Here is a 22,736-nt window from a genome sequence, read left to right as displayed (position 1 = left end):
TATCTACGTTTGTCATGCACCTCCCGATTGAAATGGGGGGTGCTTTTTTTGTGGAGGATTTCGTTCAACTCATCATATACATACAGAGAAGGGGATTACAGATGTTGAAGACAAACAAACCACATACAGTAATGAAAGGACTAGCTTTCGGTATCATGACAGCTGCCATGCTTTTGGTTTCGGCATGCGGCTCCACTACGACAACACAGGCTCCAGCCAAAACCGAACAAACGGCTGCACCAGCAGCAGAGAGCAAGCCTGTAACACTAACCAATAATGGCATCGAAATGACCTATCCAACAGCACCTGAGCGTGCAGTGACTTTGAACCAACACGTTACCGAAATCATGCTGGCATTGGGCCTGGCTGATAAAATGGTCGGAACTGCATACCTAGACGATAAAATCCTTCCAGAGTTAAAAGCAGATTACGACAAGATTCCGGTACTGTCTGACAAGTATCCTACGAAAGAAGTGCTGCTGGCAGCGAACCCAGACTTCGTGTACGCCGGATGGAAAAGCGGCTTCGGCGAAAAGGGTGTAGGATCGATGCAGGATTTGGAAAAGGTCGGCATCAAATCGTATCTGCAAGCGTCTTCTAGCATGCCTGGCCCGACAATCGACGATGTGTTTGCAGACATTACGAATATTGGACGCATTTTCCGTGTGGAAGACAAAGCCAATGATTTGATTAATAAAATGAAGAGTGAATTGGATCAAACGATTAGTAAAATTGGCAAAGTGGACGAGCCGCTTAAAGTATTCGTGTACGACAACGGAGAAGATAAACCATTCACAGCAGCCAACAACTACATGACGTCCTTAATCAAGACTGCTGGTGGTAAGAACATTTTTGATGACATTCAAAAGGGTTGGGCAGAGGTCAGTTGGGAACAAGTAGTGAGTCGCAATCCTGACGTGATTATTATCGTAGACTACGGTGATAGAACCGTTGAGCAAAAACGCAATTTCCTTTTGACCAAAAAAGAACTGGCGGATATCCCGGCGATTAAAAATCAACGACTAATGGTATTGCCATTGTCCGCGGCTTCTGAAGGCGTTCGAGCACCGATTGCGCTAAAAATTTTGGCGGAAGGACTCTACCCGGATAAATTCAAATAGAGTACACCCCTTTTAAGGGAGGGAATAACACTGCAACAGATCAAGTTACCTTATATCATCATTACTCTACTGGTCGGACTCTTCCTCTCGATTACGTTCGCAGTTACCTTGGGATCAGTGGAGATTAAGCCGACAACGGTATGGAAAATCGCCTTATCAAAAATTCCGATATTGACCCAATGGATTGAGGTGGATTGGTCCAAAGGGGAGCAAACGATTATTTGGGATATTCGCTTTCCGCGTGTACTCTTGGGGGCGATCGTCGGCGCAGGTCTGTCTGTCGTGGGAGTAGCGATCCAGTCGTTGGTTCGCAACTCCCTGGCTGACCCGTATGTGTTAGGTGTATCTTCAGGTGCTTCGGTTGGAGCTACCTCGGTCATTATATTCGGAGCATTCAGCATGTACGGGCAGTATGCGCTATCCTTTGGCGCTTTTACAGGCTCCCTTGTGTCAATCATTCTCATTTTTACGCTATCCCGTATCGGAGGACAAAACTCCACAGTACGCCTGCTCATGGCTGGAATTGCGATATCTGCGATCTTGTCTGCCATTACCAGTCTCCTTGTCTTTTCAGCGCCGAATGAGCATGGAATTGGGACGGTCCTGTTTTGGTTAAGTGGAAGTCTGGCTGGCGGGAAATGGGAGTACCTGACTATTCCTACATTGATTGTCGTCATCTGTCTCATCGTCTTAATGGCCCAATACCGCTCGTTGAATGCGATGCTGATGGGCGAGGAGTCAGCGGGGACATTGGGGGTTAATACGGTACAATTCCGCAAGCTTCTCCTGGTGATCACGGCACTTCTCACGGGGGTAATCGTGTCCATCGCGGGATCAATCGGTTTTGTCGGATTAATGATGCCCCACATCGTCCGTGTGATGGTCGGATCAGATCACAGACGTGTTCTTCCTGTCAGCGCTTTATTTGGCGCGATATTTCTAATCTGGGTTGATGTAGTCGCCAGGCTCGCATTTGCACCGGAAGAGCTGCCAATTGGTATTTTGACAGCGCTGTGTGGAGGTCCATTCTTTATCTGGTTGATGTTGCGGAGTTCTTATTCCTTTGGAGGTAGCGAACGATGAATTTGTTGGTGGAGAATATATCGGTCGAACTGGAGAAAAAGGAAATCCTTCGCAACGTCAGTCTGGAGGTGCGCTCTGGAGAGTTTGTGGGGCTGATCGGGCCGAATGGCAGTGGGAAGTCCACATTGCTAAAAAGCATTTATCGCGTATTGAAGCCGCGTTCGGGATGGATCTCGCTTGATGGCGACGACGTGTATAAGTTAACCTCACGTCAAAACGCTCAGCGAATGGCGGCAGTACGGCAGGAGTCCTCTGTTGAATTCGATTTTTCGGTAACCGAAATCGTGAATATGGGACGTGCTCCGCATAAACGGCTGTTTCAGTCCGATAACGCAGAAGACGCTCGAATTTGTGAAGATGCGCTACAGCGGGTAGGGATGCATACATATGCCGATCGCAGCTTTTTCAGTTTATCGGGTGGGGAGAAGCAGCGGGTGCTGATTGCCAGAGCGTTGGTGCAGCAAGCTGAGTTTCTTGTCCTTGATGAACCGACGAATCATTTGGATGTTCGATACCAATTGCAGGTCATGGATCTGGTCAAAACGCTGGGAATTACGGTCTTGTCTTCGTTGCATGATCTCAATATCGCAGCGATGTACTGTGATCGTCTGTACGTGATCTGTGAGGGGGAAATCGTTACCTCAGGGACGCCGGAGGAAGTCTTGACACCCCAGCTGATTCGGAATGTTTTCGGCGTAGAGACAGAAGTGACGACCCATCCCATTACAGGCAAAAGACATGTGTATTTCTACTCGGAAGCGATCCGTGTGAAACCATCTATCCAGAAGGTAATGAGTGGAGCCAACGGATAGGGGCGGAGTTGAGTTTTCTGTGATTTTCATAAGGGGATGCCTAGTCGGCGTCCTTTTTTGTTAAGGCTACAGTATATGGATTTCAAATAAATTTTTTATCATACAAAAAATTGTTGAAGAAGAATTTACAGAATAGTATGGTTAAAGAAAGGGATGAAATTGATGACGAGGTGATGGTCTTATGTCCAAAGTAGAGCAGCGTTTAAAAGAGTTAGGGTATGAGTTGCCGCCAGTTCCTCCAACCATGGCGAACTATGTGTCATGTGTACAGACTGGCAATGTCATTTATACATCCGGTGCTGGGTGCTATGTAAATGGAAACCCGATATATCTAGGCAGGCTCGGATCGGATGTGACGATCGAGCAGGGCTACGAGGCTGCAAAGGTCACGGTTCTGAATCTGCTAGCCATTTTGAAAAGCGAGATTGGTGATTTGGATCGAATCACACGGATTGTCAAGCTGTTCGCACTCGTCAGCAGCGCCCCTGATTTCTACGAGCAGCCGCGGGTGGTTAATGGAGCTTCTGATTTCCTCATCGAAATTTTTGGTGAAGCGGGTAAGCATGCGAGAGCGGCAGCTGGGACATCTGTTCTTCCGTTTAACAATCCGATCGAAATTGAGATGATTGTGGAAGTGAACGAGGGGTAATATGAAAAACGTACATCCGATATTAGCAAGCTACATTCCGGTAGTAGAGGGACTGGCACGGACATTTGGCGAGCATTGTGAAGTGGTATTACATGATCTGACAGGCGATATTTCCTCATCGATCATTGCCATTTCCAACGGCCATGTCAGTGGCAGGCAAATTGGTTCGCCGGTAACGAATTTGGCACTGCAAGCTTTACGTACGGCGAAGGTCAGTGAAGAAGCTTTTGACCTCAACTACCGCAACGACACCATCAAAGGCAAACAGATCAAATCGAGCTCCATTTACATCAAGGATGAGCAAGGAGAAGTCATTGGCAGTCTGTGCATCAATCTTGATATCACTCATCTCGTAATGGCGCAATCATTCATCGAATCGATGATGGTGATCCAAGACAAGCGTGAGTCAGAAAAAGCGGAAGAGAACTTCGCCCCGACTGTCGGGACTTTAATGGAGCAAATGATAGACGATTGCCTGAAACGAACAGGCAAACCAATCGCCCTGATGCAAAAAGAAGAGAAGATTCAATTTATCCACCAGTTGGATGAAATGGGTCTCTTTTTGATCAAAGGAGCCGTGCAATACGTCGCGGATTTGTTGGATATATCCAAATTCACGGTTTACAACTATCTCGATAAGAAAAATCCATAGAACAAGATGGGAGATGACCCGTATGACGGAAGTAACGAGAGAACAGGCGCGCAAATTTCATGACGGTGTTCACGTTCTAGATGGGCATTTTGATCTGCTGATGGATGTGGAGATTCAGCGTGGATACGGTCGAACCAAAATGATCGAGACAGAGTATTTGCCACGGTTCCAGCAGGGTGGCGTGCATTCCATCGTAGCAGCAGTGTTCGTAGAGGATGCGTTTGTACCGGAGATGAGTCTGCGCAAGGCACTCAACCAGATCAGCGCTATGCATGCAGAAGCGGCAGAGTCTCCCGAGCACATCGTCATCGCGAAAAATCTGGATGATTTGCAGCGGGCAAGAGCGGAGCAAAAAGTATCGTTCATTCTGTCGTTGGAAGGGGCAGAGCCACTGCATAACGACCTGAGTCTCTTGCGTGTCTTTTATGAGCTCGGAGTACGGATGATGGGGCTGGTCTGGAGTCGGCGCAACTTCGTTGGGGACGGCAGCTTTTTTGCACCGGTTCGCGAAGGAAAAAAAGGGGGCATCACCGATTTCGGTGTGCGTCTCATCGAGGAAGCGGAAAAGCTGGGCATCGTCATCGATGTGAGCCATTTGAATGACGAAGGGTTCTGGGACGTGATGGAAATTGCTGAAAAGCCCGTGATTGCATCTCATTCCAACAGCCGAACAGTCGTGCCGACAATGCGCAATCTGACAGATGAGCAAATCAAAGCGATTGCGGAAAAGGACGGACTTGTCGGGCTGAATGCGTTTAGCATGTTTGCAGCGGCTAACAGCGCTGACGCAACTATTGAGAGACTGATTGATCATGTTGACTATATGAAAAAGCTTGTTGGAGCAAGGTACATCGGTATAGGCCTTGACCTGTGCGATGATTTGACGAAATATTTGCCCTTGGACAAGATTGCCAAAACCAAAGAGATGCCATTTGATGTAGTAAAAGGCCATGCGTCACTTCCGGAAATTACGCGTGAGCTAATGAAGCGAGGGTACACGGATGCAGAAATCGAAGGAATCTTGGGTGGTAATTTCCTCAGAGTGTATCAGGAAGTGTGGAAGTAGATCAGATAACAGGAGGAATGGCGGATGGCACAGACTGGGCATAAACGAGCTTCTTTTGGCTATTATCAATCTGGCATCAAGGTAGCTGATATACGCTTTGAGGATGGGGAAGTTTGGTATCGGGGCACAGGTTGGGATACAGGTGGTGCGGCTAAAGGTCTGTTTGCACAACTGGCTGAAGGGGAAGCAGCCTACGAGTTGCCTCTCCTCACCCTGGCACAAAAGCTGCTCGAATGGGAGCAAATCGACTGGGAGAGCGATCAAGTCGTGTTTCCGGAAAGTGGAGGGCACTACCAACGTCACCTGTCCATCGAAGGTACAGGTCCTGCAGGGCAAAAGCAAGCGTGGATATGGGCGGTGCGCGAAGCAGCGCAGCCAATTGACTTGATCATTTGTGAGAACGAAGTCATCGCTTTTGTGCTGACAGGTCGTGGCGATAGCGCTGTATTGGCTAAAACAGGGTGGGAGGATTTGACGCCGCTCACGATGTGGCAGGACCCTCAGTTGTCCGAAGTTAACTACGGTGTACATCATTTGGGTAGGCATGATGTAGAGATGAGAGATGGCATTCGTCTGGCGACCGAGGTTTGGCTGCCCGCAGGTTTGACGGAAGGACAGCGAGTTCCAACGATTTTCATGCGCACTCCCTATGGACGAATGGATGGCATTTTTCGCCGTTTACCCTTTGTAGCTCGCGGATATGCGCTGGTTGTTCAGGATACGCGCGGGCGTGAAGATTCCGAGGGAGAGTGGATTCCACTCGTTCACGAGCGCAATGATGGAGACGACAGCCTCAACTGGATCGCGAGTCAGGAGTGGTCGGATGGCAACATCGGGATGCTCGGCGGCTCGTATGTGGGCTATGTGCAGTGGGCTGCGGCCGCTAGCGGCAATCCGCATCTGAAGGCGATTTTTAGCTACGTGACAGTAGGGACGCCTTACGTGGACATCCCACGAAAAGGGGGAACGATTCTTGGTGGTCTGTCATGGATTTTCATGATGGCAGAGAAGCGGCGAAATGTCGCGGCTCTATCCCGAGATGACTGGAGTGAGGTCATCAAGGTGCGCCCGATCAAGGAAATCCCGCAAAAAGTGCTGGGAAAAGAAATTCCGTTTTGGACAAAATGGATGGAACATCAGGACGGAGACGAATTCTGGGCGATGTCAGACTGGAAACGGCATGCGGATCAGGTAAAGGTGCCTGCTACCCTTGTATCAGGCTGGTATGACGACAACGGGATGGGGACGAGCGAATCGTGGGAGGTTATCTCGCGAAATGTGCCAGAGCACGCCAGACTCATCTTGGGGCCGTGGTATCACAAGGCGAATACGACGCGAGAAATCCATCATGTGCCCTTTGGAAACAACGCAATCCGCTACGATCTGGATGTGACACAGCTCCGCTGGTTTGACCGCTATTTAAAAGGAGTAGAAAATGGCGTTGATCAAGAGCCACGTGTTGAGTACTACATGGTGGGAGAAAACGAATGGAAGACCTCGCAGACTTGGCCGCCAGCGGAGACGACGCTTTCGAATCTGTATCTAAGCAGTGGGGGAAACGCCAATACGAGTGGCGGAGATGGAACACTGACTCTGTCTATCCCAGGTGAACAGGCGGTGGATACATACAGCTATAATCCGCTAGACGCAGCACCGTATCTGCTGGATTTGTCCGAGAATGAAAACAGCGTTCCGGAAAACTATCGGGATGTGGAAGAGCGGGCAGATGTCCTTGTCTACACATCAGAGCCATTGGAAGAGGAAGTCGTTATCGCGGGAGAAATCTCGGCTGTTATCTATGCATCCAGCTCAGCGCGTGATACAGATTGGCTGGTCCGGCTGTGTGATGTAGATGAGGAAGGCAATTCGATTCGTCTATCAGACGGGATTATTTGCGCACGCTACCGTCACTCATTCCAAGAGCCTGAGCTACTTGTTCCCGGACAAATCGAGTGCTATGAAATTCGCATGACCAAGATCGCCAATGTTTTCCGAAAAGGTCACCGCATTCGCGTCTCGGTTACTTCTGGCGCTGAGAACTTCTCGTTCCCCAACCCGAATACAGGCAATGATCTGGCAACGGAAACGGAGACTCTCATCGCCGTGCAACGTGTCTACCATGACAGCCGGTATCCGAGCCATATCAAGCTCCCTCTCTTGCGTTCTGGGGGAAGTAAGCAATCTTCAGGAGGTATCTAAAGCAATATGACAGTTTACAGTTGTAGAATATGCAAGTTCCGTTACGACGAGTGGTTAGGTGATACGAAAAATGGCGTCCCGCCCGGGGTGCCTTTTCCTCATTTAGCAGGTTCTGTGTGTACCGACTGTGGGATGGACGAGGAAGGTCGGCACTTGCCGCTTCCTGAAACGAAGTACACGAACGTAGAAGCTACGTATTACGATCAGTTTGCGGGGAAGGCTAGCATCGCTTTTTATCGAAACTGGTTGGTGCGGGAAGCGGAGCAATCACCAGTCTCCGTACTGGAGCTGGGGGTTGGAACAGGGAGAATTGCCATTGAACTGGCACGGAATGGCTTGTCAGTCTGCGGGATCGATTGGAGCCCGGATATGCTAGAGATGGCTGCAAAAAAGAAACGGCGCATGTTAAAAGGGAAAGAAGATCTGCTGGAGCTGGTCGAACAAAATATGTGGGGGCTGGAGCTTGAACGGAAATTTACGCATGTGCTTCTTCCAGAAGGGATTTTTCAGCAGGCCACCTGTAGAGACAAACAACGTCAATTGCTTTCGGTCATCCTCGATTACATAACGGAGGACGGAACAGTGGCAATTGACTTACTCTTGCCGCCAGTAAAAAATCAATGGACAACGATGCAACGCAAATTCGTTTTCCCGGACCGAATGGTGTATCAAAAGGTGGAGGGGGAAACCTCACTCTTGGATCAAAAGTTCCGCTACACGCTTACTTATGAGACTTTTCTTGATCAGATCGAGCAGCCGAGGTATCGTGTAGAGCGCGAGATGGCACTGCTTTTGCCTACAGAGCTTGAACTGTTATTGGAAGGATCAGGCTTTCACGTCACTTATAGCAAAGAGAATGTATTCCACAAGCAAGACTTCGATCCGAGTCAAGCGGACGAGGGTTATGATATGGATCGTTGGCAGCATGGAGGGTATCCATTCGCTGAATCTGTAGGGACACCGGGTGGAGCTACTCGCTGGACGATTTTGGCGAAAAAAATATCTTCCTCCACTTTGTAACAAAACGTCTGCTGCTGCATCTAACCAGTGAATGCGAGTGAAGGAGGTCACGCCCTTGAAAAAATTGCAGCCAACGACTGCTGCTGCGTTTGAACAAATCATGAGGGAATATGGGACCCGCGTGCTTCGACTCGTCACTTTTCTGGTCAAAGATCGTAGTTTGGCAGAGGATATTACCCAAGATGTATTCGTTAAGGTGTATCGGCATCTTCCCTGCTTTCGGCAGGAGAGCAGTGTGCACACGTGGTTGTATCGAATCGCGGTTAATGAATGCAAAGGTTATTTGCGTTCTTGGTCGTTTCGCCATATCCTTCCCTGCTCGTGGATTAGACAGGATGGGGAGCTTTCTACAGAAAGTCTTGTGCTCGATCAAGCCGAGAGGGACCAGCTCGTAGCGGAAGTGTTGCAGCTTCCTCCGCTCTATCGCCAAGTGATTGCCCTTCATTACTATGCGGATTTATCCATCGGAGAGGTGGCTGAGGTGCTAGGAGTAACGGAAGGAACAGTCAGAACTCGGTTGCATAGGGCCAGACAGCAGCTACGGCAGAGTATGGGAGAGGGGAGGGACTGGGAATGGACGAAAACCGATGGCTCACGGACTTAAAGGAACGGGCAGATCAGACCATTTTTTGTGATGTACAGTTCACTGCATCGATGGAAGAGCGAGTGCGGCAGAGGGTGAGGCACAGAACTGGGTGGATGACTGGCTGGAGGAAGCTAGCCTTGTCCGGCGTTGTTCTGACGATGGGCTTGCTATTGTGGTTCGGGCACCCCATTCAGGAGGAGAGACAATCTGCACAGCATGAGGAGAGACCTTCACAACAAGAGGCACAAGTACCCTCCTTGTTGCCAGGGGGCCAAATCGTCGAAGCGGATTTGTGGAAGTTGTCGCCTTCTTTGTCTTCCACTTACGACAATCAGTCCTTTTCTTATTTGGGAGAAAATCCTGTCCGCATCATGACAGATCAGGACGGTTTCTACGAAGGGCAGACGCAGCGCGTGATATGGCTGTTGAATGGGGACTATGCACAAAAAGTAGAGATCGCTGCTTACAACACCGATGGGACCCGTCTGTCATTGGGTAGCTACGAGGTTATGGACCCGTTATACGATGCAGATGGTCATTTTCCATCAGGGATCGTGTTACCTGAACCGGGAAAATGGAAGTTGGAAATAAGATCGGGAGGCAAACATCTCGGACAAGTTTTTGTCGAGGTGAAAAAAGGGATAGCACCTGCGAACCGTCAATTGGTTGGACCTATCATTCAGCAGTATTTGGAGACGGAAAGTGATGAGCTGGTGTGGCTGGGAAAACATCGCGAGATTAACGTCGAGCTCCTCGGTGTGGAAGCGCCAGATGCTGCGAAGCGAACGGTATACGCTTGGGTGAAAATAACGGGTAGCAATTCTTCTGCGCTCAGTGCACCGATGGCCTTTCAAATCGTATACAATGGAAATGATTATCGGGTGACTGACTTCCAAATGCCCGAAGACGGCAGCAACTACCAGGGCAGTCTGCAAAAACTGTTTCCACCTAAAGTGCTAGAGCAAGTTCACAATCGATCAAAAACAAAGTAAGAATGACAAAACGGACCTTTGCCTAAAAGAAGGTCCGTTTTTCGCTGTTCATGTTTATCCGTATATTTGAGCACCTATCGCCCAATACGTCCCAGCCCGGCGTGGCAGACTATCAGTATTCGCAACCATCACTGGGGGATGAGAAACCTGTATGAAGCCGTTTTGCTCCAAATAAGTGTGAAATGCTGTTTGCTCATCTGGTACGTCTATCCGCACACGTCCGGTATGATTTTGTGTCAGCTTGTACAGGATGTGTTCAGCCATGATGGCATTTTCTGCGACGATCGGCCCCGCGATAAGGTTGACTGGGCCTTGGACGGCGAAGCCATACCCGATGATTTTGCTGGAGCGATTTTTGACTACCAGACAGGTAGTGGCTTGTCTCATGCGTGTCTCGAGAAAATGAGTGCGTCTGCTACCCAGTGCTGCTTTGTCCAATTCAACCACACTCGAGAAATCGTCCAACTCCATAGGTACCATTTCGAATTCGTCACTGGCTTCGTTTTGCAGAGGTGCTTCAGGCACAAAGCGTTCAGCTATGAACTTTCGAATACGATCTACTGTCTGGAACCTGAGATTTTTGTACAATGGCTCTCCTTCTGGAGTTGCAATGAGCATGATCGTTGTATCGGTAGAAACAGACGTCATGCACGCCTGCATGAGCTGGCGGCCAAATCCTTTGCCTTGTGACGAGGGATGGACGATCACCATACCGATGCTCGCAAGCTTGTCATCGTACGGGATGATAGCCGCACATGAAAGTAGGGTGCCACTCGCGTCTTTGTGACCGAATACGGTGCCGATAGACAGAATTGTGTGAATTTCAGGTTCGTCGTAATCCCAGCCTACGGAATCAGATAAGGCAATGAGACCGGGAATATCTGCTATCGTCAAGCAATGCAAGCAAGAGTCAACGCTGTTCACTTTGATCATTCTCCGTTTCTTTCGTTGTGTTCACGGCGGCGGTATCGCCTAAGGAATCGTTAAATGCTTCCGCAACTTTTGTACGTGTAGCGGCCAGGCGCTTCGCAGCTCCATGCTCATGCAGCGGATCACTCCATGCTATTTACCACTTTAGCACAGGAAAAGTTTGGATACGAGAAAAAGGAGGCAAATGCCCGATTCTCTTTGGTTGCTCTTTATATCATCGGTTTGTTATAATTACTGTTAGTGTATTTTTTGTGAGGCGCAATCTGAACGTTTGAATGGATTCGCGTGGGAGGGAACGAACAACACATGGATCGTCGTGAAAGACAAAAAAGGATACGAAATTTTTCCATCATCGCCCACATTGACCATGGAAAGTCGACGCTGGCAGACCGTATTTTGGAGCTGACCGGTGCTTTGACTGCACGTGAGATGGAAGCCCAGTTTCTTGACACGATGGAGCTGGAAAAAGAGCGCGGGATTACGATTAAGCTCAATGCCGTGCGTTTGAACTATAAAGCAGATGACGGTGAGGAATACATTCTCCACCTGATTGACACCCCTGGACACGTCGACTTTACGTATGAAGTATCCCGCAGTTTGGCTGCTTGTGAAGGGGCTATTCTCGTCGTGGATGCGGCACAAGGGATCGAAGCCCAGACATTGGCAAACGTCTATTTGGCGTTGGACAGCGACCTGGAGATCATTCCGGTTATCAACAAAATCGACCTGCCGAGCGCAGAGCCTGAGCGCGTGAAGCAAGAGGTTGAAGACGTAATTGGTCTAGATGCCAGTGATGCGGTTCTGACATCTGCCAAAGCAGGTATCGGGATTAAAGAAGTGCTGGAAGCGGTTGTGCAAAAAGTACCGGCTCCAGAGGGAGATCCAGATGCACCTCTGCAAGCTTTGATTTTTGACTCCTATTTTGATGCGTATCGTGGCGTTATTGCCTCTATCCGTGTCATCAACGGGACCTTGAAAAAGGGTATGAAAATCAAGATGATGGCAACAGGCAAGTCGTTTGAGGTAACAGAAATCGGTACCTCTACACCACGCCAAACACAAGTTGAAGAGTTAACGGTTGGAGACGTAGGTTACGTAGCAGCTTCCATTAAAACGGTGGGAGACACCAGTGTGGGGGATACCATTACCGATGCGAATCGCCCTGCACCTGAACCGCTACCTGGCTACCGCAAGATTAACCCGATGGTATTCTGCGGTCTGTACCCAATCGAAACAAACGAGTACAACGATCTGCGTGATGCGTTGGAAAAGCTCCAGCTCAACGATGCGTCTCTGCAGTTTGAACCGGAGACTTCCCAAGCACTTGGCTTTGGTTTCCGTTGTGGTTTCTTGGGACTTCTGCACATGGAGATCATCCAGGAGCGGATCGAACGGGAATTCAACATTAACTTGATTACTACCGCGCCGAGCGTTATTTATCGCATTACCAAAACGAACGGCGAAGTATTCGAAATCGACAACCCGTCTAAAATGCCGGAAGCGCAAAAGATCGAAATGGTCGAGGAGCCTTACGTTACTGCGACGGTCATGGTGCCAAAAGAATACGTCGGCGATGTTATGCAGCTGTGCCAAGGTAAGCGCGGTGAGTTTCTTGACATGCAGTACTTAGGTGAGAATCGCGTGCAGCTGAAGTACGACATGCCATTGTCCGAGATCGTCTACGATTTCTTTGACATGCTGAAGTCGGGAACAAAAGGATATGCGTCCTTTGACTACGAACTGGGTGGCTACAAAGCTTCCAAGCTGGTGAAAATGGATATTCTCCTCAACAGCGAAGTGGTGGATGCTCTGTCGTTTATCGTACACAAAGATACAGCCTATGCTCGCGGTAAGGTCATCTGCGAAAAGCTGAAGGAATTGATTCCTCGCCAGCAATTCGAGGTGCCGATTCAAGCGACGATCGGGCACAAGGTTGTAGCTCGTGAAACGATCAGTGCGTTGCGTAAAAACGTTCTTGCCAAATGTTACGGTGGGGATATCTCACGTAAGCGCAAACTGCTCGAAAAGCAAAAAGAAGGAAAGAAGCGCATGAAGTCTGTCGGTTCCGTAGAGGTACCACAAGAGGCGTTTATGGCTGTATTGCGCATGGATGATAAGAAGTAGCACTCTCCCCCCACCGTACTGCCACCAAATTGGCGAAATGGTGGGGGATTTATTTACCTTCATACATAATTTACCCGAAGGCTAACGGCATGAAATGGGATGTAGAATGCGACGACATACGCAGAATTTTCAAATCTGCTTCTGTCGTCTTTCTTTTTGGCAGATTCCGTTCTGGTGACAGGAAAACTCGACCCTGGGGAGGATCGAGTGGTCACCAAGGATGTGGTGGTTGGGGATGATTAGTTACAGGTGGTATCGCTGGTGGGTGTGGATTGATTGGGGGGAGTGGTACAGAAGTTGGGGGATGGGGATCGAGGCTGTGTGGTGGCCAAGGAGTTGGTGGATGTGGGACTTCACTCGATGGCGGAAATTCGGGATTTGGTAAGTTACAATCTGGTGGACAATTAGATTTTGCTTGGGAATCGTTATTGGTTGGTGACAATCAGAACTACCTCCTTTACTTGTTTGTAGTATCGAGTAATGGAGGAGACATTATTCAAATGATTAGGGAAGCAAGTAATAGTAAGGGGCACCGCCAACAATATGGAGGTACCCCAAGTGGGTTCTATTTGACAAGTTCGTTCTGCGCTCGATAACTTTCGATTACATGTTGATAGCCGGGAAGGTTATCGGCTAGTAAAGCACCAAAACCTTCGACGTCGTTGCGCCAATCCCGTTGTAACTCGCACGCTACACTAAACCAGTTCATGAGTTGCACGCCAGCGTGTGCCATTCGCATTAACGAGGCCTCCGCTACCTGTTTGCTGAAAGTGCCAGAAGCGTCGGTGACAACGAATGCTTCATACCCCGCATGAAGAGCGGAAAGTGCAGGGAAACTTACGCAGACATCGGTAACCACACCGGCAATGATAAGTTGCTTCTTGCCGGTTGCCTGGATTGCTTTTACAAAATCCTCATTATCCCACGCATTGATCTGTCCTGGACGAGCAATCTTGGGAGCTTCTGGAAAGAGTTCGACAAGTTCCCTGATTAATGGACCGTTTGGACCACTCTCGAAGCTTGTGGTAAGAATGACAGGCAAATTGAAAAATTTCGCGGTCTTAGCTAGAGCCATGACATTGTTCTTGAATTCATCAACCCCGTAATCACGTACAAGTCCAGAAATAAGGCCGGTTTGATGATCAATCAGAAGAACAGCAGCATCATTTTGAGAAATACGGGAATAGAGATCAGTCATTTCATAATCCTCCTCAAAAACAAGTAACAACTCTAACATGTCTATTCGAAATGAAACGTTTCATTCACGAATTTGAACAACCGGCTTTTTACGTAAATCTCTCCACTGAATAACGACTACTTTTAGGAGTATAAAAGTCATGTTTGACTCGATATTGAAAAATACACTATGATAATCAAGCTGTTACAAATGCTTGTTGTATCAATGTTTGCAGTCGATTCTCTCATTTACTGTGTTACAATAAAATAACGAGGTCAATCAAAGGCGTATATGGCTGTTTTACGCATGGATGATAAGAAGTAGGCCTGACCTTGTGTCAGGTCTTTTCCATTAAAGAGGTTGTCAAAAAGTTGTCTTTTGAACAACTCAATTATAAAAGGAGGGAAAGGGACATGATGCCACAATCGGTTTACATTCACATTCCCTTTTGTACAAATAAATGCTACTACTGTGACTTCAACTCATTTGTGACGAACAATCCGCAGCTCATTTGGGATTATTTAGACGCATTGAAAAGCGAGATGGAGCTTACCTTTAGCCAGCAACCGATCGAGCAGGTGAAAACGATTTTTGTCGGCGGAGGGACGCCTACGTTTCTCGATCATGCCCAAATGCGCGCGTTTTTGGAAATCGTACAAAAGCAATTGGGCAAGTACTGGGCGGATGATATCGAGTTTTCGATGGAAGCGAATCCGGGAACGACAGACATGGAAAAGCTGCGGATCATGCGAGAGCTGGGTGTCAATCGTCTGAGTTTTGGTGTGCAGTCCTTTGACGACGCGCTCTTAAAACGATTGGGACGAATCCATGACCAGGAAGCCGTATACCGCAGTATCGATAATGCGAAAAAAGTAGGCTTCGACAACTTTAGCATCGACCTGATGTTTGGATTGCCGGATCAGACACTAGACATTTTCCGCCAGACGTTGGACAAGGCGTTTGGGCTAGGTACCACCCATTTCTCCGCGTACAGTCTCAAGGTGGAGGAGAACACGTTGTTCCATACGCTCTACCAGAAGGATCAGCTGCCGTTGCCATCGGAAGAGACAGAGCTTGAGATGTACATGGTATTAATAGAAGAGATGGAGCGTCACGGGTACACGCAGTATGAAATCAGCAATTTTGCAAAACCGGGCTTCGAGAGCAAACATAATAAAACCTATTGGCTCAATCGTGAATATTATGGGGTGGGTGCAGGTGCCCACGGCTATGTGTGCGGCCATCGACACGTGAATGCTGGCCCGCTTGCGATTTACATGCAGAAGTGCAAGGAAGGGCTGCCGCGTGTTGAACAATTCGAGGTGCCGCGCGAGGATGCCATGGAGGAACAGATGATTTTGGGGCTGAGGTTGAGAGAAGGAGTTGACCTTTCGGCGTTTGCATCCCGTTTTGGTGCAACTGTTCATGATGTTTTTGGGACAATAATAGAAGAGGAGGTAGCCAAAGGAATGCTGGAAGAACAGGACGGGTTTTTGAAGCTGACGAAACAGGGGCTTCCGCTCGGAAATGAGGTATTTGCGCGCTTTCTCCGTTAAGGATAAAGCAAAACTCGCGAAAAATGAGATTTTTTGTCTGGAGAACTCGCTCAAGTTCGTTGACAAATCCTTCTACTATTGATACCTTAGTATATAGATTTAGCACTCGATAAGCATGAGTGCTAACAATCCAACAGGAGGCGAGCGACATCCATGTTATCAGACCGTCAACAAATGATTTTAAACGCGATTGTCGATAATTACATTCATTCTGCCGAACCTGTTGGCTCCCGAACCATTTCCAAACGGGAGGACATCGGATTCTCTTCGGCAACGATACGCAACGAGATGTCTGACTTGGAAGAGCTGGGATACCTAGAACAGCCCCACACATCGGCGGGACGCGTTCCTTCTACAAAAGGATACCGCTTCTACGTCGATAACTTGATTCAGCCTCATCTTTTGGAGGAAACTGAGTTGGGTAAACTAAAACAGTTGTTTGCCGAACGTATTCTCCACTCAGAACAAGTGGTAGAGTACACTGCCCAAATTCTCTCTCAGCTGACAAACTACACGGCGATTGTCTTGGGTCCAGAGATTTTTGAGCATCGGTTAAAACATATTCAAATCGTTCCTCTCAATGCTGCACAGGCTGTCGCGATTGTGGTGACCCATACCGGACGAGTGGAGAACAAGCTGATCGATCTTCCAGAAGGCATTGGTGCCGGGGAAATCGAGAGACTCGTCAATCTGTTGAATGCAAAGCTGACCGACGTGCCGTTATGGCAGCTTCGGCAACGTCTTTATCAAGAGATTTCCGGTGAAATGCAACGTCATACGGAACAGTATGAAGAAATTCTTCAGCTCCTCAACAACTCGCTGACACAAGAAGAAGAACGAGTATACTTACGCGGTGCGACCAAGATCTTGAACCAGCCGGAATTCCGAGACGTGGATAAAGTCAAGGATATTCTGGAGCTATTGGAGCAGCACGATCAATTGCTGAATGTGATCGGCATGCAGGGTGATGGTTTAACGGTACGCATCGGACAGGAAAACCAGCTAGACGCGATTAAGCAATGCAGTATTATTACCACTTCTTATTCGCTTGGAGGCAAGCCGGTAGGAATGGTGGGGATACTTGGTCCGACGCGAATGGAATACGGCAAGGTCATTACGGTGCTCAACCATTTAGCGGAAGGCCTATCGCGCATGCTGACTTCGCAGTTTGAGAAATAAATGGAGTGAATGGCTAAGCAGTCTTTTGACTGGGAAAGGCCGTCAGGAGGTAGTGAAGTTGAGCGAGGAAAAAGTAGCGCAAGACCCGATTCTCGAAGAAGAACAAGTAGCAAAGGATGTAGACCAAGCGGAAGTAACAGAGATGAACTTGGAGCAAGAGGCTGCTCACTGGAAGGCTCAGGCTGAGGATCACCAAAACCGCATGCTGCGCGCCATGGCCGATATGGATAACCTTCGCCGCCGTGTTCGCAAAGAGCAGGAAGATCTGGCTAAATACGCTTCTCTTAAAATCGTGGAAGAGCTTCTGCCAGTTCTCGATAACTTCGAGCGAGCACTTGCCGCTGACAAGGATTCCATGACGGTAGACTCCCTCTTGGAGGGCGTAAATATGGTATATCGTCAGATGGTCCAAGTTTTCGATAAAGAAGGCTTGGCCGCAATCGAGGCTCAAGGAAAACCATTTGACCCTCACATCCACCAGGCGGTTATGCAAACACAAGACCCTGAGTTTGAATCAGGTGTTGTGGTAGCCGAGCTGCAAAAAGGATATATGTTCAAAGACCGCGTCGTTCGTCCGGCGATGGTTCAAGTGAACGAGTAATCTCAAAAAAACGTAAATTCACTAGAAGCATAGTGTTAGGAGGACATTTTGTATGAGTCGCGTAATCGGAATTGACTTGGGAACAACCAACTCTTGTGTAGCAGTAATGGAAGGCGGAGAGCCTGTCGTTATTGCCAATGCGGAAGGTAACCGCACTACACCATCCGTAGTAGCATTCAAAAACGGCGAGCGCATCGTTGGGGAAGCGGCAAAACGCCAAGCTATCACGAATCCAGACAATACCGTAATCTCCATCAAGCGCCACATGGGTACTGCTCATAAAGAAACGCTTGAAGGTAATGCATACTCCCCTGAGCAGATTTCTGCTATGATTCTGCAAAAGCTGAAAGCAGACGCGGAAAGCTACCTTGGTCAACCTGTGACGCAGGCAGTGATTACGGTTCCTGCATACTTCAATGACAGCCAACGCCAAGCAACAAAAGATGCTGGTAAAATTGCTGGCTTGGAAGTACTGCGTATCGTGAACGAACCAACCGCAGCTGCACTTGCATACGGTATGGAGAAAACAGAAGATCAAACCGTTCTCGTATTCGACTTGGGTGGCGGTACCTTTGACGTATCCATTCTCGAATTGTCCGACGGCTTCTTCGAAGTAAAAGCGACCTCCGGTGATAACAAGCTGGGTGGAGACGACTTCGACGATGTAGTGATGAACTACCTGGTGAGCGAATTCAAAAAAGAACATGGCATCGACTTGTCCAAGGATCGTATGGCACAACAACGTTTGAAAGACGCTGCTGAAAAAGCGAAGAAAGATCTGTCCGGTGTTCTGACTACGACTATTTCTCTGCCGTTCATTACAGCAGATGCAACAGGTCCAAAACACTTGGAGATGAACCTGACTCGCGCAAAATTCGAAGAGATCTCCGCTGATTTGGTAGAGCGTACGATGGGCCCAACTCGTCAAGCGCTAAAAGATGCTGGTCTGACTCCAAGCGAACTGGATCGCGTTATCCTGGTTGGTGGTTCTACTCGTATCCCAGCGGTACAAGAAGCAATCAAGAAATTTACAGGAAAAGAACCACATAAAGGTGTAAACCCAGACGAAGTAGTAGCACTGGGAGCGGCTGTTCAAGCGGGCGTACTGACTGGTGACGTGAAAGACGTCGTTCTTCTCGACGTAACTCCACTGTCCCTCGGTATCGAAACATTGGGTGGCGTATTCACCAAGTTGATCGATCGTAACACGACGATCCCAACAAGCAAATCCCAAGTGTTCTCTACAGCTGCTGACAACCAAACATCTGTAGAAATCCACGTTCTCCAAGGGGAGCGTCAAATGGCGAACGACAATAAATCTCTCGGTCGCTTCAACCTGTCTGATATCCCGCCAGCGCCACGCGGCATCCCGCAAATCGAAGTTTCCTTCGATATTGACGCGAACGGTATCGTAAATGTACGTGCAAAAGACCTGGGTACAGGAAAAGAGCAACGTATCACGATTACTTCCAACTCCGGCCTGTCCGACGATGATATCGATCGCATGGTAAAAGATGCCGAGTTGAATGCAGAAGCGGACAAACAACGCAAAGAGCAAGTGGAAGTTCGCAACGAAGCTGATCAGCTTGTATTCACGACTGAGAAAACACTGAAAGAAGTAGAAGGCAAGATCGATCAAGCTGAAATCGACCGCGCTAACGCTGCAAAAGATAAAGTGAAAGCTGCTCTGGAAGGCGGCAACATCGAAGAGATCAAGACAGCGAAAGATGAACTGTCCGAGATCATCCAACAAATTTCTGTGAAGCTCTACGAGCAGGCTGCTCAAGCGCAAGCAGCACAAGGCGGCGCTGAAGGTCAAGAGCCGAAGAAAGACAATGTTGTTGATGCTGACTACGAAGTGGTAGACGATAAAAAGTAACACGCTGGAACTGTGAGGGGAGAGATTTCTTCCCTCACTTCCCACGATGTGACCCATGAAAGTCAAAGTCACGGAATGCTGACTTTGACTTTTTTTCAAGTCTGTCACATGCTATGATAACAGTTGACTGTCATGGGAGTGATGTAGGAGATGAAACGTGATTTATACGAGGTTCTGGGCGTTGCCAAGGACGCGGACGCTGATGAAATTAAAAAAGCGTATCGCAAGCTGGCTCGCCAGTACCATCCGGATGTAAATAAAGAGGCTGACGCGGAAGAAAAGTTCAAAGAAGTAAAGGATGCGTACGACATCCTGTCCGAGCCACAAAAGCGTGCGCAGTATGACCGTTTTGGTCACCAAGACCCGAATCAGGGCTTCGGTGGCGGAGGTTTTGATGGATCAGGCATGGGCGGCTTCGGAGATATTTTTGATATGTTCTTCGGTGGTGGCGGCAGACGTTCGAATCCAAATGCACCACGCAAAGGATCTGATCTGCAATTTGGCCTCAGCATTGACTTTATCGACGCGATTTTTGGAAAAGAAACCGACGTGGAAATTCCAAAAGAAGCAGAATGCGATACATGCCTTGGTTCTGGCGCGAAGCCTGGTTCCGGTGTAGATACATGTAAGACTTGTAGCGGAACTGGACAACAAGAAGTGGTGGCGAACACGCCATTCGGCAGAATCGTCAATCGCCGTGTTTGCTCGACTTGCGAAGGCAAAGGGAAAGTCGTCAAAGAAAAATGTTCAACTTGCCGTGGCAATGGACGTGTCAAGGTACGCCGCAAAATTCATCTCAACATCCCAGCAGGTGTGGACGATGGAGCACAATTGCGCGTAACCGGCGAGGGAGAACCGGGCGCAAACGGTGGACCTCCTGGAGATTTGTACGTCGTATTGCGTGTGAAAAGTCATGAGTTTTTTGAGCGTGAAGGAAATGATATTTACTGTGAGGTTCCGCTTACTTACGCACAGGCAGCACTTGGAGATGAGATCGAAGTGCCGACTGTCGATGGTCGCGTGAAGTTGAAGATCCCGGCAGGTACCCAAACAGAAACATTCTTCCGCTTGCGTGGTAAAGGTGTTCCGCATTTGCGTGGAAACGGCCGTGGTGATCAGCATGTGAAAGTGCGCGTCATTACACCGACCAAGCTAAGCGATAAACAAAAGGAATTGTTGCGTGAGCTCGCCGAACTGTCTGGAGAAAAGCCAGGGCAGCATGGGGGAGAAGACGAAAGCTTTTTCGAAAAAATGAAACGGGCATTCCGCGGCGAGTAATCCGTCGCGGTTTTGTCCGCTTTCTGTCTAAAGTTTCATGTAGCGAAGTCGATTAAATGAAAAGCCCGATTGGGAGCTTATGTGGGGAGTGGTAGATTCGTGAAATGGTCAGAAATCAGTATCCATACTACAGCGGAGGCTACGGAGGCGGTGTCGAGCCTCTTGTATGAATTGGGTGCCAATGGTGTCGTAATTGAAGACCCGGAGGTGCTTTATCGTGAGTGGGATACCCCCTTTGGCGAAATCTACCAGCTTTCTCCTGATGATTTTCCAGCCGAGGGCGTATTCGTTAAAGCATACCTGCCGGTTGACAGCAGCGAGCTGCTTGATGTAGTAGAAGAGCTGAAAGAGCAATTGGCGCAGTTGATCGAGTACGGTCTGGATATCGGCAAGGCATCGATTGCTGTAAACGATGTCCACGAAGATGAATGGGCCCACGCCTGGAAAAAATATTACAAACCGGTTCATGTGTCTGATCGCATGACTATCAAGCCAGTATGGGAAGAGTACGAACCGAAGAATTCCGATGAGATTATTATCGAGATGGACCCAGGCATGGCATTTGGAACAGGTACACATCCGACGACCATCCTTTGTCTGCGTGCACTCGAGAAGTACATGGCAAAAGGCGATCAGGTGTATGATGTTGGGACAGGCACAGCTATTTTGAGTATTGCTGCGATCAAGCTCGGAGCAAAAGATGTGCTGGCGATGGACTTGGATGAAGTAGCCGTACGCTCTGCACAGGCCAATACCGAACTGAATGGTGTGCATGAGCATATCAACGTGAGACAAAACAACTTGCTCGACGGCATCGAGGAGCAGGTGGAAGTGGTCGTGGCTAACATTTTGGCAGAAGTCATCGTGCGTTTCACCGACGATGTATTCCGCGTGTTGAAGCCAGGTGGCACCTTTATCTCTTCTGGTATTATTGCTGCACGTGAAGCGGATGTAAAAGCGGCGTTGGCGACTTCAGGTCTTGAGGTCGTGGAAACCATTTTCATCGATGACTGGGTAGCAATTGTAGCAAAAAAACGATAGAATAGTGGGGTTGGCGAGATGCAACGATATTTTGTCGAGCCACATTCCTTTAGTGAGAATGAGCTAACGATTGTCGGAGACGATGTACACCATATCGTAAATGTAATGCGTGCTCGGGAAGGCGAAGAAATCATCGTTTCTGATGGAGCGGGCAGGTCTGCACGGGCCAAACTTGTCTACCTTTCTGCCAAGGAAGTGCGGGCAGATGTAATGGAAATGCTTCAAGAAGAACGAGAACTGCCGATCCGGATCACAATTGGTCAGGGGCTTCCAAAAGGCGAGAAGCTGGAGTGGATTTTGCAAAAGGGGACGGAACTTGGGGCGTACTCTTTTTTCCCGTTTTCTTCTGAGCGAACCATCGTAAAGCTGGATGCCAAAAAAGAAGCAAAAAAACTGGAGCGTTGGCGCAAGATTGTCAAAGAGGCTGCTGAACAGTCTCATCGTACTGTTTTGCCAGAGCTTTTATCTCCTGTTTCATTTCGTGAGATACTTCAAGCTGGCCAGTCTTATACGCATTGCGCCATTGCCTATGAAAAAGAAGGCAGTACGACGATTCATCAAGTGCTAGAAGAGATGACTGTGGACGATTCACTTCTCGTCCTCGTTGGACCAGAGGGAGGCTTCTCTCCTGAGGAAGTGGCCCAAGCAGAGAGCAAAGGGTTCCTGACGGTTTCCCTCGGCCCGCGCATTTTGCGCACGGAAACGGCAAGCCAGTACGTTTTGGCCTGCGCTTCCTATCAGTTTGAACGAAAGGCTTCATCACTTCGCAAAGGATGAGCAGGAATCAAACG

21 protein-coding genes are annotated in these 22,736 nt (G+C 48.6%); 19 read left to right on the top strand and 2 right to left on the bottom strand.

Going from position 1 to position 22,736, the window contains the following annotated elements; genetic code table 11:
• The first annotated feature begins 101 nt into the window (after nt 1-101).
• From HPY27_RS19995 to HPY27_RS19950, 10 genes are all read left to right on the top strand, one after another.
• Nucleotides 102-1,121 (top strand): ABC transporter substrate-binding protein, encoded by a 1,020-nt coding sequence (locus tag HPY27_RS19995; RefSeq protein WP_173622509.1) that lies wholly within the window; start codon nt 102-104, stop codon nt 1,119-1,121.
• A 24-nt stretch (nt 1,122-1,145) separates the two neighbouring features.
• Nucleotides 1,146-2,204: a FecCD family ABC transporter permease gene (locus tag HPY27_RS19990; RefSeq protein WP_371814349.1), complete on the top strand. Its 1,059-nt coding sequence runs from the start codon at nt 1,146-1,148 to the stop codon at nt 2,202-2,204.
• Nucleotides 2,201-3,016 carry a heme ABC transporter ATP-binding protein gene (locus tag HPY27_RS19985; protein WP_173622510.1) on the top strand — a complete coding sequence of 272 codons (816 nt, stop codon included), beginning with the start codon at nt 2,201-2,203 and terminating at the stop codon, nt 3,014-3,016. Before HPY27_RS19990 ends, HPY27_RS19985 begins: the two co-directional genes overlap by 4 nt.
• Before the next feature lie 181 nt (nt 3,017-3,197).
• Nucleotides 3,198-3,665 (top strand): RidA family protein, encoded by a 468-nt coding sequence (locus tag HPY27_RS19980; RefSeq protein WP_017247695.1) that lies wholly within the window; start codon nt 3,198-3,200, stop codon nt 3,663-3,665.
• Between the two features lies 1 nt (nt 3,666).
• Nucleotides 3,667-4,317, top strand: coding sequence for a helix-turn-helix transcriptional regulator (locus tag HPY27_RS19975; protein ID WP_174225795.1), 651 nt, complete (start codon nt 3,667-3,669; stop codon nt 4,315-4,317).
• 22 nt (nt 4,318-4,339) lie between these two features.
• Complete coding sequence (locus HPY27_RS19970) at nt 4,340-5,383, top strand: dipeptidase (RefSeq protein WP_017247697.1); 1,044 nt, start codon at nt 4,340-4,342, stop codon at nt 5,381-5,383.
• 24 nt (nt 5,384-5,407) lie between these two features.
• Nucleotides 5,408-7,582 carry a CocE/NonD family hydrolase gene (locus tag HPY27_RS19965; protein ID WP_174225794.1) on the top strand — a complete coding sequence of 725 codons (2,175 nt, stop codon included), beginning with the start codon at nt 5,408-5,410 and terminating at the stop codon, nt 7,580-7,582.
• Nucleotides 7,583-7,588: 6 nt separating this feature from the next.
• The gene (locus HPY27_RS19960; protein WP_017247699.1) at nt 7,589-8,602 is read left to right on the top strand and encodes a methyltransferase domain-containing protein; all 1,014 of its coding nucleotides are present in this window, start codon (nt 7,589-7,591) and stop codon (nt 8,600-8,602) included.
• 55 nt (nt 8,603-8,657) lie between these two features.
• The gene (locus HPY27_RS19955) at nt 8,658-9,206 is read left to right on the top strand and encodes a sigma-70 family RNA polymerase sigma factor (protein ID WP_174225793.1); all 549 of its coding nucleotides are present in this window, start codon (nt 8,658-8,660) and stop codon (nt 9,204-9,206) included.
• Nucleotides 9,176-10,180 carry a hypothetical protein gene (locus tag HPY27_RS19950; protein WP_017247701.1) on the top strand — a complete coding sequence of 335 codons (1,005 nt, stop codon included), beginning with the start codon at nt 9,176-9,178 and terminating at the stop codon, nt 10,178-10,180. Before HPY27_RS19955 ends, HPY27_RS19950 begins: the two co-directional genes overlap by 31 nt.
• Before the next feature lie 54 nt (nt 10,181-10,234).
• Here HPY27_RS19950 and HPY27_RS19945 read toward each other — a convergent pair whose 3' ends face one another.
• Nucleotides 10,235-11,113, bottom strand: a complete 879-nt coding sequence (locus HPY27_RS19945) for a GNAT family N-acetyltransferase (protein ID WP_174225792.1) — start codon at nt 11,111-11,113, stop codon at nt 10,235-10,237.
• Between the two features lie 303 nt (nt 11,114-11,416).
• Here HPY27_RS19945 and lepA point away from each other — a divergent pair, with 303 nt between their 5' ends.
• Both lepA and HPY27_RS30395 read left to right on the top strand, forming a co-directional pair.
• Nucleotides 11,417-13,234, top strand: coding sequence for a translation elongation factor 4 (gene lepA / locus HPY27_RS19940; protein WP_017247703.1), 1,818 nt, complete (start codon nt 11,417-11,419; stop codon nt 13,232-13,234).
• A gap of 285 nt (nt 13,235-13,519) precedes the next feature.
• On the top strand, nt 13,520-13,642 hold the full coding sequence (locus HPY27_RS30395) for a hypothetical protein (RefSeq protein ID WP_256436654.1): 123 nt from the start codon (nt 13,520-13,522) through the stop codon (nt 13,640-13,642).
• A 157-nt stretch (nt 13,643-13,799) separates the two neighbouring features.
• Here HPY27_RS30395 and ycaC read toward each other — a convergent pair whose 3' ends face one another.
• Nucleotides 13,800-14,432: an isochorismate family cysteine hydrolase YcaC gene (ycaC, locus tag HPY27_RS19935; RefSeq protein WP_174225791.1), complete on the bottom strand. Its 633-nt coding sequence runs from the start codon at nt 14,430-14,432 to the stop codon at nt 13,800-13,802.
• A 392-nt stretch (nt 14,433-14,824) separates the two neighbouring features.
• On the opposite strand from ycaC, the gene hemW reads away from it, so the two are divergent.
• From hemW to HPY27_RS19900, 7 genes are all read left to right on the top strand, one after another.
• Complete coding sequence (hemW, locus tag HPY27_RS19930) at nt 14,825-15,967, top strand: radical SAM family heme chaperone HemW (protein WP_017247714.1); 1,143 nt, start codon at nt 14,825-14,827, stop codon at nt 15,965-15,967.
• 153 nt (nt 15,968-16,120) lie between these two features.
• Nucleotides 16,121-17,146, top strand: coding sequence for a heat-inducible transcriptional repressor HrcA (gene hrcA / locus HPY27_RS19925; protein ID WP_017247715.1), 1,026 nt, complete (start codon nt 16,121-16,123; stop codon nt 17,144-17,146).
• 58 nt (nt 17,147-17,204) lie between these two features.
• Nucleotides 17,205-17,747, top strand: a complete 543-nt coding sequence (grpE, locus tag HPY27_RS19920; RefSeq protein ID WP_173622517.1) for a nucleotide exchange factor GrpE — start codon at nt 17,205-17,207, stop codon at nt 17,745-17,747.
• Between the two features lie 52 nt (nt 17,748-17,799).
• Entirely contained in the window at nt 17,800-19,626 is a 1,827-nt protein-coding gene (gene dnaK, locus HPY27_RS19915; RefSeq protein ID WP_017247716.1) for a molecular chaperone DnaK, read from the top strand.
• Between the two features lie 150 nt (nt 19,627-19,776).
• A complete protein-coding gene (dnaJ, locus tag HPY27_RS19910) occupies nt 19,777-20,904 on the top strand; it encodes a molecular chaperone DnaJ (RefSeq protein WP_017247717.1) in 1,128 nt (375 codons plus the stop codon).
• 99 nt (nt 20,905-21,003) lie between these two features.
• Nucleotides 21,004-21,945 carry a 50S ribosomal protein L11 methyltransferase gene (prmA, locus tag HPY27_RS19905; protein WP_017247718.1) on the top strand — a complete coding sequence of 314 codons (942 nt, stop codon included), beginning with the start codon at nt 21,004-21,006 and terminating at the stop codon, nt 21,943-21,945.
• Between the two features lie 18 nt (nt 21,946-21,963).
• A complete protein-coding gene (locus HPY27_RS19900; protein WP_174225790.1) occupies nt 21,964-22,722 on the top strand; it encodes a 16S rRNA (uracil(1498)-N(3))-methyltransferase in 759 nt (252 codons plus the stop codon).
• Nucleotides 22,723-22,736 lie beyond the last annotated feature (14 nt).

Origin of the sequence: Brevibacillus sp. HB1.1 (assembly GCF_013332445.1) — a bacterium.
Lineage (GTDB): Bacteria > Bacillota > Bacilli > Brevibacillales > Brevibacillaceae > Brevibacillus > Brevibacillus porteri.
This window is presented reverse-complemented; position numbering and strand designations above follow the sequence as displayed.

Excerpts from the sequence above, each read along its gene's own strand:
- HPY27_RS19995 (WP_173622509.1), top strand. The coding sequence starts at position 102 with ATGTTGAAGACAAACAAACCACATACAGTAATGAAAGGACTAGCTTTC.
- HPY27_RS19985 (WP_173622510.1), top strand. The coding sequence starts at position 2,201 with ATGAATTTGTTGGTGGAGAATATATCGGTCGAACTGGAGAAAAAGGAA.
- HPY27_RS19980 (WP_017247695.1), top strand. The coding sequence starts at position 3,198 with ATGTCCAAAGTAGAGCAGCGTTTAAAAGAGTTAGGGTATGAGTTGCCG.
- HPY27_RS19975 (WP_174225795.1), top strand. The coding sequence starts at position 3,667 with ATGAAAAACGTACATCCGATATTAGCAAGCTACATTCCGGTAGTAGAG.
- HPY27_RS19970 (WP_017247697.1), top strand. The coding sequence starts at position 4,340 with ATGACGGAAGTAACGAGAGAACAGGCGCGCAAATTTCATGACGGTGTT.
- HPY27_RS19965 (WP_174225794.1), top strand. The coding sequence starts at position 5,408 with ATGGCACAGACTGGGCATAAACGAGCTTCTTTTGGCTATTATCAATCT.
- HPY27_RS19960 (WP_017247699.1), top strand. The coding sequence starts at position 7,589 with ATGACAGTTTACAGTTGTAGAATATGCAAGTTCCGTTACGACGAGTGG.
- HPY27_RS19950 (WP_017247701.1), top strand. The coding sequence starts at position 9,176 with ATGGACGAAAACCGATGGCTCACGGACTTAAAGGAACGGGCAGATCAG.
- HPY27_RS19945 (WP_174225792.1), bottom strand. The coding sequence starts at position 11,113 with ATGATCAAAGTGAACAGCGTTGACTCTTGCTTGCATTGCTTGACGATA.
- lepA (WP_017247703.1), top strand. The coding sequence starts at position 11,417 with ATGGATCGTCGTGAAAGACAAAAAAGGATACGAAATTTTTCCATCATC.
- ycaC (WP_174225791.1), bottom strand. The coding sequence starts at position 14,432 with ATGACTGATCTCTATTCCCGTATTTCTCAAAATGATGCTGCTGTTCTT.
- hemW (WP_017247714.1), top strand. The coding sequence starts at position 14,825 with ATGATGCCACAATCGGTTTACATTCACATTCCCTTTTGTACAAATAAA.
- hrcA (WP_017247715.1), top strand. The coding sequence starts at position 16,121 with ATGTTATCAGACCGTCAACAAATGATTTTAAACGCGATTGTCGATAAT.
- dnaK (WP_017247716.1), top strand. The coding sequence starts at position 17,800 with ATGAGTCGCGTAATCGGAATTGACTTGGGAACAACCAACTCTTGTGTA.
- dnaJ (WP_017247717.1), top strand. The coding sequence starts at position 19,777 with ATGAAACGTGATTTATACGAGGTTCTGGGCGTTGCCAAGGACGCGGAC.
- HPY27_RS19900 (WP_174225790.1), top strand. The coding sequence starts at position 21,964 with ATGCAACGATATTTTGTCGAGCCACATTCCTTTAGTGAGAATGAGCTA.